The following is a 12205-nucleotide window of genomic DNA, read 5'->3' as shown; positions in this document are numbered from 1 at the left end:
GGCCCGTCAGCGCACCTGGACGCTGCCTTCGACGGCGCCAGCGTCGGCCTGCGCCGCCGGTGCAGCCGATCCCGCCGGCAGCTGCTCGGCCACCGGCGGTTGCTCCGGCGGTGCCGGCGGCAGCGTGGCCACGTCGATCTCCGACAGCGGACTTTCCTCCGGGCACACCGGATCGGGGAAGCCGAAGCGCTGCTTCAGCGACTGGCCACAGCTGTTGATCGATTCCATGTCGGCACCGTCGCGCTTGCACTGCTGGTCGAAGGCCACCAGGAACGCATCCTTGCGCTGCACGAAGTCGTCGCCGCAGGCACGCATCTGCTTGATCCGCTCGAGGTCATCCTGCACCGCGTTGGTGCCGTCCAGGCCGTACTGGCGAAGCTCTTCGGCCGTCAGCAGGCGCAGGCTGCGGTTGGGCACGGTCATCATCAGGTCGGCCACGCCCACCGCCACGCCATTGCGCTGCAGGTAGTCCTTCACGTTGTCATAGACCTCGTGCAGTTCGCGGTTGAGTTCAGCGCGCGACGTGGCCTTGGAACTGATGCGCATCATGCGGTGGATGCCGACCTTGCCGGTCAGCAGGCGGTTGTCACCGGCAGCCAGTACGAACACGCAGGCGCTGTGGCAGATCGAGCCCTCGCGCACCCAGATGGTCCAGCCGGATTCACCGATGCTGTCGCCGGCAACGATCGCCGATTCCACCTGCCCACCGCTGGAATCCAGATCGAGGATGCGCTTGTGGATCTGCAGTTCGTCGGCAACCACGGCCAGCCGCCACATCATCTCGGCAAACCCAGGATTGATTTTGCCGTTGTAGCGCACGCGCAGCAGCCCGCGCTCGGCACACGGCGCCAGCGCCTGCTTCAGCTGTTCGCGCTGCAGCCCTTCCAGCTCAAGCCCATCGCCGCCTTCGCCGGCGTAGTCGGTGCTGCAGCTGATCCACGCCTTGCCATTGTCCAGCTGGGTCTGCGGCCAGGGCCGGTCGGCCCTGCTGCGTGCCTGCGGCGGCGGCGGCGGTGCATCGGCGGCATTGATCGACACCATGTTCTCGCCATCGCTGGCCGGGGCACGCGTGGCCTTGTCGGCGGCAGTGACGTTGCCGGGATTCTCCAACTGACTGCAGCCCGCCAGGGCCAAGCACAACAGGGGCAACCAGCGGAGTTTGGCGGACATCGGGCAACCGGGATTCGGACAGATAAGAACCACAGTCTACCTGCCCATGCCGCGCATTCAGCGCGCGCCACTGAACCTGTTCTGACCCTCAGGCCCTGTCATTTCCCGTTCCAGCGTCGTCCCACATCCCATCCACGCGCGGCGTGGATCCATGTGTCGACCAAGGTCGACACCCACCAACAGCAGCACAGAACACCTTTCCCTGGTCGCGGGGAATTGTCGAAGGCGGGGTGGGTCCGGTTGCGGGGGTGTCCGCGGCATGGATGCCGCGGCCAAGCCCCCAGGGATGGGTTCACGGCGTCCCCCGCAACCGGACCCACCCCGCCATCCCACGGATAGTCCGCTTTTGCCGTTGCCGTTGCCGTTGCCGTTGCTGTTGCTGTTGCTGTTGCTGTTGAGGTTGCCGTTGCCGTTGCCGTTGCCCCCGCGGGTGCCGGGCGCAGCCCGGCCGCCCCCCTCCAGCATCCATGTCCGAATATGGCGAGTACTGCCCCCCGGACGCGCCTAGACTGGCGCCATGGATACCGCACTCGCCCTCGACACAGCCGCCTGCGACCGCGCCCGCCTGGCCCGTGATGCGCGCTTCGACGGCGTTTTCTTCACCGCCGTGCGCAGCACCGGCATCTACTGCCGGCCAGTGTGCCCGGCGCCGCCGCCGAAGCCGCGCAACATCACCTATTACCCCACGGCTGCTGCCGCCGCCTCGGCCGGCTATCGTCCCTGCCTGCGCTGCCGCCCCGAACTGGCCCCGCTGGCACAACAGGCACTGGCCGGGCAGGCCGTGCAGCGTGCCCTGGCACTGATCCATGCAGGCTTCCTGCAGGACCAGCCGGTGGCTGACCTGGCTGGGAAGATCGGCCTCAGCGCGCGCCAGCTGCAACGCCTGTTCCTCGAACGGCTGGGCGCAACGCCAGGGCAGATCCACGCGACCCATCGCCTGCTGCTGGCCAAGCAGCTGCTGACCGAAACCACGCTGCCGGTGACCGACGTGGCGCTGGCCGCCGGTTACAACAGCCTGCGCCGCTTCAACACGGCATTCCTGCAGGGCTGCGGCATGGCGCCCACCGCACTGCGCCGCCAACACCATCCACTGGCCGCCGACGATGGCGGGCTGGTGCTGCGCCTGGGCTATCGACCGCCGCTGGATTTCCCGCGGATGCTGGCATTCCTGCGCAAGCGCAGCCTGCCCGGCATCGAGCTGATCGGTGAAGACAGTTACCAGCGCGTACTCGGCACGGCCGAGCGCCCCACCCTGCTGCGGGTCACCGCCGATCCGAAGCGGCCCGAGCTGCGCCTGCAGCTGGGCGCGGTCGACCCGCGCCTGATTCCGGACATCGTGCGCCGCGTGCGTCGCGTGTTCGACCTGGATGCCGACCTGCAGCAGGTGCACGCAGCACTGGGCAACGAACCGTTGCTGGCGCGCGGGATCGAAGAGCGCCCCGGCCTGCGGGTACCGGGCGGCTGGGACGGCTTCGAGGTGGGCGTACGCGCGGTGCTGGGCCAGCAGGTAAGCGTGGCGGCGGCGACCACGTTCGCGCGCCGGCTGGTCGATGCCTACGGTGCGCACCTGCCCGGCATGCCGTCTGAATTCGACCGTCAGTTCCCAGCACCGGACGTACTGGCCGAAGCACCACTGGAATCGATCGGCCTGCCACGCAGCCGCGCCGCCACCGTGCGCGCCCTCGCCGCGGCCTGCGCCAGCGGCCAGCTCGACTTCGGGCCGGGCCAGGCCCTGGAGGATTTCGTCGCCCGCTGCGTGGCACTGCCCGGCATCGGCCCGTGGACGGCGCAGTACATTGCCCTGCGCGGGCTCGGCCAGCCTGATGCCTTTCCCGCCGGTGATCTGGTGTTGCAGCAGGTGCTGGGCCACGCACAGGGCCAGCGCCTCAGCGAACGTGCCACCGAAGCGCGTTCGCAATCGTGGCGCCCATGGCGCGCCTATGCCGTGCTGCATCTGTGGCACCTGTCCGGCACTTTCGTTGGAGAACCCTCATGAACCTGTTGTTCGATCGCTTCGACACACCGATCGGTGAACTGACCATCGCCGGGGATGACAATGGCTTGGCCCACGTTCTGTTCCCGGAAAACCGCCATCCTGCGCGCGGACGCGAGCACTGGCATTACGCACCGGGCGCATTGCCGGAGGCGCGCGAACAGTTGCTGCAGTACCTGCACGGTGAGCGCAGCGATTTCGACCTGGTGCTGGCACCGCATGGCACGCCGTTCCAGCTGCGCGTCTGGCATGCGCTGGCGTTGATTCCCTTCGGCCAGACCTGGAGCTACCTGCAGCTGGCGCAGCAGCTGGGCCAGCCGACGGCGACCCGTGCGGTCGGCGCGGCCAATGGCCGCAATCCGCTGCCGATCGTGCTGCCCTGCCATCGCGTGATCGGCAGCAACGGCACGTTGACGGGCTTTGGCGGCGGGCTGGAAACCAAGGCGGCATTGCTGCGGCTGGAGCAGCGACAGGCGCCGTTGTTTGCATGAGGGTTTGAGGCAGGGCTGCGCCCTGCACCCGCTGCAAGCCAGAGCAACATCAACGTCAAAAGCAGGTTATCCGTGGGTGGGCGGGGCGATGTCGGATTGCGGGGACGCCGTAAACCCGTCCCTGGGGGCTTGGCCGCGGCATCCATGCCGCGGACACCCCGCAATCCGACATCGCCCCACCCCTGACAGGTTCCCGGTGGCCAGTAGATCCACGCCATGCGTGGATGGAAGCATCTGCAATCTGCCGGGAGAAGAGCCCCCTTTTGTTAAAGGGGGCGCGCCGACAGGCGCGGGGAATAGGAAGAATGCGCGGACACGTGGCGCCCAAGGGCGCCACGTGTCTTTGGTACGTCATCGCCGCGGATTATCATGGGCGGATGACATCCGTACGCCTGACCTGCACGCTGGCGCTGCTGCTGCCCTTGGCCGCCTGCACCACCACGCCTTCGCCTTCGACAATCGCCGCGGCAAGCGGCACGAATGCGACCCCGGCCACGCCGCCGAAGCTGCTGCTGATCTCCATCGACGGCCTGCGCGCCGATGCACTGGATCGCGGCCTCACCCCGAACCTGCAGCGGATCATCGAGGGTGGTGTGCGTGCGCGCTGGATGACGCCTTCCTATCCGTCCCTCACCTTCCCCAACCACTACACGCTGGTCACCGGCCTGCGTCCGGACCACCACGGCATCATCAACAACAGCATGGACGACGCTGCGTTGGGGCGCTTCGCGCTGCACGACCGCACTGCGGTGACCAACAGCGGATGGTGGGGCGGCGAACCGATCTGGGTGGGTGCCGAGAAAGTCGGTGTGCGCACCGCCACCACGTCATGGCCGGGCAGCGAAGCCGAGATCCAGGGCACGCGGCCCAGCCAGTGGCGCATGTACGACGCCAAGGAACCCTTGCAACAGCGCGCGCAGACCGTGCTCGACTGGCTGTCGCAGACCGATGCCGATGCGCCGCGCCTGACCACGCTGTACATGGAGCACGTGGACAAGGCCGGCCACAATTTTGGGCCGGAATCCAGGCAGTACATCGATGCGATCGTGCAGGCCGACCGGATCATCGGCCAGGTGCTCGATGGCCTGCAGCAGCACGGCCTGACCGATACCACCAACGTGATCGTGGTCTCCGACCATGGCATGGCGTCGGTGCCGGAGGGCCAGGTGATCGCCCTCGAATCGATGGTTGATCCCACCATCGCGCGCAACGTCAGCCCGGGCCAGTCGGTCGGCTTCGCGCCGGTGGCGGGACGCGAGGCAGAGGCCGAGCGCGCCCTGCTCGGCCGTCACGCACACTACGAATGCTGGAAGAAGGAAAACCTGCCGGCGCGCTGGCACTACGGCACCCATCCGCGCGTGCCGGCAATCGTCTGCCAGATGGATGAGGGCTGGGACGCACTGACACGCGAGAAGATCGCCAAGCGCGAGCATGCCGATCGCGGCTCGCATGGTTACGACAACGCGTTGCCGTCGATGCGCGCGGTGTTCGTGGCCCGTGGCCCTTCATTCCGGCAAGGCCTGGTGATCGACGGTTTCGACAACGTCGACCTCTATCCGCTGCTGGCGCACCTGCTGCAGGTGCCGGAAGCGGCCAACGATGGCAATCCGGAAACGCTGAAGCAGACCCTGCGTTGAATACGTTGTAGAGCCGAGCCCACGCTCGGCTGCATTGCGCCAGCCGAGCATGGGCTCGGCTCTACAAAAACGTGCAAAAAAAAAACGCGGCGCCAGGCGCCGCGTTTTCTTTGGACCGGTCGGTCGGCGAATCAGCCGGCCTTGGCCACTGCCTTCTTGGCCACAGCCTTCTTCGCCGGAGCCTTGGCCACGGTCTTCTTGGCAACCGGGGCGGCGGCGCCTACAGCGACCTTGCTCGCGGTGTGCGAACGGGCGTTGCCGTAGCTGGCGTTGTAGCGCTTGCCCTTGGCGGTCTTGCGGTCACCCTTACCCATGTCATCAACTCCTCAAGTATGAAATCTGGTTACCCCGTTCTGACACGGGTTTGGCGGGACCGTCTTGCTGGACGCCCCCGCGCACGATCGGAAATCCTAGCACGCCGGGCCTAGTGCGCGCAGCTTGCGTCGTGCACGTGCCCGTGATTCAGGCGCAGATTGACCAGATGCGCGATGCCGACCAGCAGCCCGCCCAGGGTCATCACCACTGCATGCGGCACCGCGTTGTGGTGCAGCGGGTCGTACAGCACGCCGGTCCACAAAGCGACCAGGCCGGGAATCAGGAACGCCAGCGCACGCAGCGCGCCGTGCCGCCGATAGCCCCAGACCAGGCTGAACAAGCCCAGCAGGGTCACGAACACCACCAGCGCTTTTTCCACACCGTCACTGAGCCAGAAAGACAGGCCCAGCGAGGGCGCCGCGGCCAGCAGCAGCGGAATCACCGCGCAATGCACCGCGCACAGCATCGAACCGGTGGCGCCGAAGCGATCGAGCAGGTGGCGCAGGCGTGAGGGCAAAGGCATGACTTCCAGCAGGGCGGCGAATCGTTATGGAATAATATAACATCGATCTCCGACCCGCACGGTTTCCCTCCCCCTGTCCCGCCGACGGGATTCGTGCACCACTCGATTGATACATTGTAACAAAGGACCACCCATGCCCTCCCACCACCCTCGTTTCAAGCCGCATTCCCTGGCCCTGGCGCTCGCTGCGCTGCTGCCGTCCGTCGCCTTTGCGGCCTCCGATGATGATTCGCATCGTGACCGCCACCTGACCGAACTGTCCTCGGTGCAGGTCACCGCGTCGCCGCTGCAGGGTGATGCCGAATCGCTGGCGCGCCCGGTTGAAGTGCTGGCCGGTGAGCGCCTGGATGAGCAGAAGGCCGGCACCCTCGGCGACACCGTGGCCAAGCTGCCCGGCGTGCAGAGCACCTTCTTCGGTCCCGGCGTCGGCCGCCCGATCATCCGTGGCCAGGAGGGCCCGCGCGTGGCCGTGCTGTCCAACGGCATGGGCAACATGGACGCTTCCACCGTCAGCGCCGACCACGCCACCAGCATCGAGCCGTTCCTGGCCGACCAGATCGAAGTGCTGAAAGGCCCAGCGACCCTGCTGTTCGGCAGCGGCGCGATCGGCGGCGCGGTGAACGTGGTCGATGGCCGCATCGCGCGCGAACTGCCGGACCGTCCGCTCAGCGGCCGCGCCGAACTGCGCGGCAACTCGGTCAACGACGAGCGCAGCGGCATGTTCCGCCTTGACGGCGTGAGCGGCAACGTCGTGCTGCACGTGGATGGCCTGGTGCGCAATGGCGACGACTTCCGCATTCCCGGCTACGCAGTGATCGACGGCCTGGAAGATCACCACGATGACCACGACCACGCAGGCGAGGAAGGCGAAGAGCCGCGTCGCGGCCGCCTGGACAACAGTTCCATCCGCACCCGCGCTGGTGGCGTCGGCGCCACGTGGCTGGGCGAAGGCGGCTACTTCGGCGTCTCGGCCAGCACCTACCGCACCAACTACGGCATTCCCAACGGCGCCCATGTGCATGCCGACGGCGATGGCCACGACCATGGTCACGACCACGACCATGGCGAGGAGGAGGAAGGTGAAGAGCACGACGTGCGCATCGACATGGTGCAGAACCGCTTCGAGACCAAGGCCGGCATCTACAACCCGGTGTCGTTCCTGAAGAACATCAACGCGCGCGTGGCCTACACCGACTACGAGCACGTGGAACTGGAAGCCGGCACGCCGTCCACCCGCTTCACCAACCGCGGCATCGAAGGCCGCCTGGAAGCGGTGCAGCAGCAGATCGGCGGCTGGGACGGCGCCTTCGGCCTGCAGGTCGGCAACAGCGATTTCGGCGCGAAGGGTGAAGAAGCCTTCGTGCCGGATACCGGCACCAAGAACATCGGCGTGTTCGTGCTGCAGGAAAAGCAGTTCGGTCCGTTCAAGCTGGAACTGGGCGGCCGCCACGACCAGGTCAAGCTGGACCCGACCGGCGACTACCAGCGCCGCAAGTTCGATGCGACCAACCTGTCGGCCGCCGGCATCTGGAAGCTCAACGACGCAGTCGACCTGCGCATCGGCGTGGACAGCTCCGAGCGCGCGCCGACCAATGAAGAGCTGTACGCCGCCGGTGCGCACATCGCCACCCGTTCGCTGGAAATCGGTGATGCCAACCTGAAGACCGAGCGCGGCCAGCGTATTGAGCTGGGCATCCACACCCACAGCGAGCGCCTCGATTTCTCCGCCGCGATCTATCAGACCAAGTTCAAGGACTTCATCTACCTGGCCGACACCGGCGTGACCGAGAGCCTGCCGGTGCGTGCCTGGACCCAGCAGGACGCGGTGTTCAAGGGCGCCGAAGCCGAAGCGCTGGTGCACCTGTTCGAAGGCATTGCCGGCGATTGGGACCTGCGCGTGTTCGGCGATTACGTGCAGGCCAAGCTGGACGGCAACGGCAGCCGCACCCTCGACATCGCCGTGCCGCACGGTGACCACAACCACAACTACAGCGTGGAGCTGGCCAACACCGGCTACCTGCCGCGCATCGCACCGGCCCGTGTCGGCGCCGACCTGCGCTGGGCGAAGGATGGCTGGCGTGCCTCGGTGGGCGCGGTGCGTTACAGCCGGCAGAAGGACGTGGCGCAGAACGAGGAGCCGAGCAGCGGCTACACCCTGGTCGATGCGCATCTGGCCTACCGCTGGGACCGCAGCGACAGCAACAGCTACGAGCTGTTCCTGGACGGCAGCAACCTGACCAACCGCGAAGTGCGTCCGCACACCTCGCTGTTGAAGGATTACTCGCCGCTGCCGGGTCGTGGTGTCGCTTTCGGGATCCGCGCGTTCTTCTGATGGGGCATCCACGCATGGCGTGGATCTACTGGTAAGTGCATCCACGCATGGCGTGGATCTACTGACTTTGACGGCAGCGTACTGTCGTTCTCTCCCGGGGGGCCAGGTTGGCCCCCCGTTTTTTTATGCCATCGACCGACCCTCACGCAAACGTCACAAAGATGTGCGTACGACAACAAGCGGACAATCCCGTCGCCATTCGTCTCTCGCCATCCGGACACGTTTGTCCGAAAATGAAGCCATGACCACCCAACGCGCCGATGCTGCTGCACGCCGAGCCCTCATCCTCGATGCCGCCGACCATGTGTTCGGCCAACATGGCGTTACCGCGCCGCTGGACCTGGTGGTCGAGCGTGCCGAAGTCGGCCGCGCCACCCTGTACCGGAACTTCCCCGACCGCACGGCGCTGATCCAGGCGCTGCTGCAGCGCACGGTCGACCGCATCCGCCGCCAGGTCGAGCAGCTTGGCGACCGCGACGACGCCCTGTTCGAGGTGTTCGAAGGCATGGCCCAGCGCATCGTCGATTCGCCTGCACTGGCCGACTACTGGCGCGCGGTCGATTCGGATGTGCCGGCCATGCGCACCGCACGCGAGACCGTGCGCGACCTGCTGGAAGCGCCCATCGCCCGCGCCAAGGCCGCTGGCCTGTGCCGGCCCGACCTGGAGAAGACGGATATTTCACTGATCTCGGGCATGCTGGGTGCGGCCCTGCGCGGCAAGACCCGCGATGAGCGCGCCCAGTTGGCCGGGCGTGCCCTGCAGCTGCTGCGCGGGGGACTCCAGGGAGCAGCCAGCGGGGAACGCTGATGGTGCAGCCGTACCTCAAGCCGGTGCCGGATTGGGAGGAGCACGAGAAGCCGACCATGCCCGGTTCGGCGTCGATGCCGTGGCACCCACCCTATCGGCGTGCAGCCTATGCACTGGTGTCGCTGCTGGTGGCCATCACCGGCGGCCTTGGCAACGCGCTGGTAACGGCCAACCTGCCCTTCCTGCAGGGGCAACTGTCACTCACTCCCACCCAGGGCAGCTGGCTGGTCGCCGCCTACGCCATGGTGAACGTGACCGCCAACCTGCTGGCCTTCAAGTTCCGCCAGCAGTACGGCATCCGCCTGTTCGCCGAGATCGGCCTGGGACTGTATGCGGCGCTGGCGGTGCTGCATCTGTTCGTGGGCAGCTTCGAGACCACCATGCTGACCCGCGCCGCCAGCGGTTTCGCCGGTGCGGCATGTTCGACGCTGGGTACGCTGTATATGCTGCAGGCACTGCCGCGGCGTTTCACGGGCAACCTGCTGGTGGTCGGCGTTGGCCTGTCGCAGCTGGCGGTGCCGATTGCCTGGATCGTCTCGCCGGGCCTGGTCGATACCGGCCAATGGCACCAGTTGTACTCGTTCGAAGCGGGGCTGGCGCTGTGCGCGTTTGCCGCCGTGGTCGTGCTGAAGCTGCCACCGGGCATCCAGGTCAAGGCCTTCGAACCGCTGGACTTCCTCACCTTCGCCCTGCTCGCGCCCGCCGTCGCCCTGCTGGTGATCGTGCTCGCGCAGGGCTACACGCGCTGGTGGTTGAACACGCCGTGGCTGGGCTGGGCGCTGATCGCCTCCATCGCGCTGACCACCACCGCGCTGATCATCGAACACTACCGGCGTAATCCGCTGCTGCAGATCCGTTGGCTGTCGACCCTGCCGGTGATGCACTTCATCGTCGGCGCCTTCCTGATCCGCTTCCTGACCACCGAACAGTCCTACGGCGTGGTCAACCTGATGCGCACCCTGGGCATGGGGCCGGACCAGATGCGGCCGCTGTTCGTGGTGATCCTCGCCGGCGTGGTCACCGGCATCGCCGGCGCGGCGATCACCTTCGGCCCGAAGCGGCTGATCGCGCAGCTGCTGATGGCGATCCTGCTGCTGGGCGCGGCCGCGTTCTTCGACCAGCACCGCACCAGCATGGATCGACCACACGACTTCTACGTCAGCCAGTTCCTGGCCTCGGTGGGCGCCGGCATGTTCATGGGCCCGCTGATCATGCTCGGCATTTCCGCCGCGCTGAAACAGGGTGTGGACCACATGATCACCTTCCTGGTGACCTTGTCGATCACCCAGACGCTGGGCGGACTGGCTGGCTCGGCAGTGCTGGGAACGTTCCAGCTGCATCGCGAGCAGCTGTATTCCAGCGCCTTGACCAGCCAGCTTGATCCCGCCGACCCGGTGGTGGCACAGCGCCTGCGCATCCAGCAGCAGCTGTACGCAGCGCAGATCACCGACCCGGTGCTGCGCAGCGCACAGGGCAGCGCGCAGCTGGCACAGACCACCCGTCGCGAAGCCAACGTGCGTGGCTTCAATGATGTGTTCACCCTGAGCGGCTGGCTGGCGATCGGTTTCCTGTGCTGGTTGCTGCTGCTGTCGCTGCGTACCGCCGTGCGCAAACAATGGCGCAAGCGCCATCCTTCCTCCTCCGCTGCGGCTGCGACCGCGGCACCGCGCTGAGTCCATCGCCATGCCTCCCGTCCCGCCCCGTCCAGACGACACCGACGCCGCCGAGAACGTCACCCCGCCACCGCCCACCGATGCGGCGCCTGCGGCGACGCCTGCCGCGCCCGCCGCCGCACCGAAGTACTTGAAACCGAGTTCGCGCAGCGTGGTGGTGATGGTGGTGGTGGCGTTGCTGGGCATCGCGCTGATCCTGCGCGCCTGGCATCTGTGGCCATTCACCAGCAGCGTGATGGTGACCGACAACGCCTACGTGCGCGGGCAGATCACGGTGATGGCGCCGCAGGTGAACGGTTACGTGACCGAGGTACTGGTGAAGGACTTCCAGCACGTGAAGCAGGGCGAGCCGCTGCTGCGCATCGACGACCGCATCTATGCGCAGCGGGTGGCACAGGCGCAGGCGACGCTGGACAGCGCGCGCGCGGCCCTGGCCAATTCGGACCAGTCGCAGGCGCAGAACCGCGCGCAGATCGCTTCGGCGCAGGCCACGCTGTCGGCGGGACAGGCCGAGCTGCAGCGCTCGCGCAATGAAGCCAAGCGCTACGAGGAACTGGCGGCGCAGCAGCTGGTATCGATCAACGACCGCGACAAGTTCCGCACCAGCCAGGCCTCGGCACAGGCCAGCGTGCAGCAGTCGCAGGCGCAGATCCGCATCGCCGAGGAGACCCTGGTTTCGACCCAGGTCTCGCGCAAGAGCCTGGAGGCGCAGGTGGAAAGTGCGCAGGCGCAGCTTGAGCTGGCGCGCATCGATCTGGCCAACACGGTGATCCATGCGCCGCGCGATGGCCAGATCAGCGAGGCCAGCGTGCGCGTGGGCCAGTACGTGGCGGCTGGTTCGCAACTGCTGTTCCTGGTGCCGGATGCACTGTGGGTGGTGGCCAACTACAAGGAAGGCCAGACCTGGCAGATGGCGATCGGGCAGCCGGCATCGTTCTCGGTGGATGCGTTCCAGGGCCAGGTGCTGCGCGGACGGGTGGAGCAGATCGCGCCTGCCACCGGATCGGAGTTCAGCGTGCTGCGACCGGACAATGCCAGCGGTAATTTCACCAAGGTGGTGCAGCGGCTGCCGGTGCGAATCTCGATCAACGGGGAGCAGGAACTGGCGGCGCGGTTGCGGCCGGGCATGTCGGTGATCGTGCGGGTGGATACTGCGACGAAGCCGATGGACTAGGCGCGGGCCTGCTTGACTGCGCGGCTTCGTCGAAGACAGCGAACGGCGGAGCCCCTCGTGGCTGATCGTTGCGGTTGGGTTGGTGGGAT

10 protein-coding genes are annotated in these 12205 nt (G+C 67.0%); 7 read left to right on the top strand and 3 right to left on the bottom strand.

What is annotated here, in order from left to right:
• Positions 1-6: 6 nt before the first annotated feature.
• Positions 7-1170, bottom strand: a complete 1164-nt coding sequence (locus tag DBR20_RS10685) for a hypothetical protein (RefSeq protein ID WP_108266162.1) — start codon at positions 1168-1170, stop codon at positions 7-9.
• A 517-nt stretch (positions 1171-1687) separates the two neighbouring features.
• Between DBR20_RS10685 and DBR20_RS10680 the strand changes: the two genes are divergently transcribed.
• The 3 genes from DBR20_RS10680 (at position 1688) to DBR20_RS10670 (ending at position 5291) form a co-directional block, all read left to right on the top strand.
• Positions 1688-3166: a DNA-3-methyladenine glycosylase 2 gene (locus DBR20_RS10680; protein ID WP_108266161.1), complete on the top strand. Its 1479-nt coding sequence runs from the start codon at positions 1688-1690 to the stop codon at positions 3164-3166.
• Positions 3163-3654 carry a methylated-DNA--[protein]-cysteine S-methyltransferase gene (locus tag DBR20_RS10675; protein WP_100551986.1) on the top strand — a complete coding sequence of 164 codons (492 nt, stop codon included), beginning with the start codon at positions 3163-3165 and terminating at the stop codon, positions 3652-3654. Before DBR20_RS10680 ends, DBR20_RS10675 begins: the two co-directional genes overlap by 4 nt.
• Before the next feature lie 377 nt (positions 3655-4031).
• The gene (locus DBR20_RS10670) at positions 4032-5291 is read left to right on the top strand and encodes an ectonucleotide pyrophosphatase/phosphodiesterase (RefSeq protein ID WP_108266160.1); all 1260 of its coding nucleotides are present in this window, start codon (positions 4032-4034) and stop codon (positions 5289-5291) included.
• A 131-nt stretch (positions 5292-5422) separates the two neighbouring features.
• Here DBR20_RS10670 and DBR20_RS10665 read toward each other — a convergent pair whose 3' ends face one another.
• Both DBR20_RS10665 and DBR20_RS10660 read right to left on the bottom strand, forming a co-directional pair.
• Entirely contained in the window at positions 5423-5605 is a 183-nt protein-coding gene (locus DBR20_RS10665) for a 30S ribosomal protein THX (protein ID WP_025879339.1), read from the bottom strand.
• A gap of 110 nt (positions 5606-5715) precedes the next feature.
• Positions 5716-6129 carry a MerC domain-containing protein gene (locus DBR20_RS10660; protein ID WP_108266159.1) on the bottom strand — a complete coding sequence of 138 codons (414 nt, stop codon included), beginning with the start codon at positions 6127-6129 and terminating at the stop codon, positions 5716-5718.
• A 133-nt stretch (positions 6130-6262) separates the two neighbouring features.
• On the opposite strand from DBR20_RS10660, the gene DBR20_RS10655 reads away from it, so the two are divergent.
• From DBR20_RS10655 to DBR20_RS10640, 4 genes are all read left to right on the top strand, one after another.
• Positions 6263-8461: a TonB-dependent receptor gene (locus DBR20_RS10655; RefSeq protein WP_108266158.1), complete on the top strand. Its 2199-nt coding sequence runs from the start codon at positions 6263-6265 to the stop codon at positions 8459-8461.
• Between the two features lie 241 nt (positions 8462-8702).
• Positions 8703-9269: a TetR/AcrR family transcriptional regulator gene (locus tag DBR20_RS10650; protein ID WP_025879336.1), complete on the top strand. Its 567-nt coding sequence runs from the start codon at positions 8703-8705 to the stop codon at positions 9267-9269.
• On the top strand, positions 9269-10942 hold the full coding sequence (locus DBR20_RS10645) for an MFS transporter (RefSeq protein ID WP_108266157.1): 1674 nt from the start codon (positions 9269-9271) through the stop codon (positions 10940-10942). The genes DBR20_RS10650 and DBR20_RS10645 overlap by 1 nt, the downstream gene beginning before the upstream one ends.
• Positions 10943-10952: 10 nt before the next feature.
• The gene (locus DBR20_RS10640; RefSeq protein ID WP_108266156.1) at positions 10953-12116 is read left to right on the top strand and encodes an HlyD family secretion protein; all 1164 of its coding nucleotides are present in this window, start codon (positions 10953-10955) and stop codon (positions 12114-12116) included.
• The last annotated feature ends 89 nt before the right edge of the window (positions 12117-12205 follow it).

Origin of the sequence: Stenotrophomonas sp. HMWF023 (genome assembly GCF_003060985.1) — a bacterium.
Classification (GTDB): domain Bacteria; phylum Pseudomonadota; class Gammaproteobacteria; order Xanthomonadales; family Xanthomonadaceae; genus Stenotrophomonas; species Stenotrophomonas lactitubi.
Note: the sequence above shows the minus strand (reverse complement) of the source record. Positions and strands in the feature narration are given on the sequence as shown.

What these genes read in the sequence shown, in the direction of transcription:
- DBR20_RS10645 (WP_108266157.1), top strand. Translation starts at nt 9,269, where the DNA reads ATGGTGCAGCCGTACCTCAAGCCGGTGCCGGATTGGGAGGAGCACGAG.
- DBR20_RS10685 (WP_108266162.1), bottom strand. Translation starts at nt 1,170, where the DNA reads ATGTCCGCCAAACTCCGCTGGTTGCCCCTGTTGTGCTTGGCCCTGGCG.
- DBR20_RS10675 (WP_100551986.1), top strand. Translation starts at nt 3,163, where the DNA reads ATGAACCTGTTGTTCGATCGCTTCGACACACCGATCGGTGAACTGACC.
- DBR20_RS10640 (WP_108266156.1), top strand. Translation starts at nt 10,953, where the DNA reads ATGCCTCCCGTCCCGCCCCGTCCAGACGACACCGACGCCGCCGAGAAC.
- DBR20_RS10655 (WP_108266158.1), top strand. Translation starts at nt 6,263, where the DNA reads ATGCCCTCCCACCACCCTCGTTTCAAGCCGCATTCCCTGGCCCTGGCG.
- DBR20_RS10680 (WP_108266161.1), top strand. Translation starts at nt 1,688, where the DNA reads ATGGATACCGCACTCGCCCTCGACACAGCCGCCTGCGACCGCGCCCGC.
- DBR20_RS10670 (WP_108266160.1), top strand. Translation starts at nt 4,032, where the DNA reads ATGACATCCGTACGCCTGACCTGCACGCTGGCGCTGCTGCTGCCCTTG.
- DBR20_RS10650 (WP_025879336.1), top strand. Translation starts at nt 8,703, where the DNA reads ATGACCACCCAACGCGCCGATGCTGCTGCACGCCGAGCCCTCATCCTC.
- DBR20_RS10665 (WP_025879339.1), bottom strand. Translation starts at nt 5,605, where the DNA reads ATGGGTAAGGGTGACCGCAAGACCGCCAAGGGCAAGCGCTACAACGCC.
- DBR20_RS10660 (WP_108266159.1), bottom strand. Translation starts at nt 6,129, where the DNA reads ATGCCTTTGCCCTCACGCCTGCGCCACCTGCTCGATCGCTTCGGCGCC.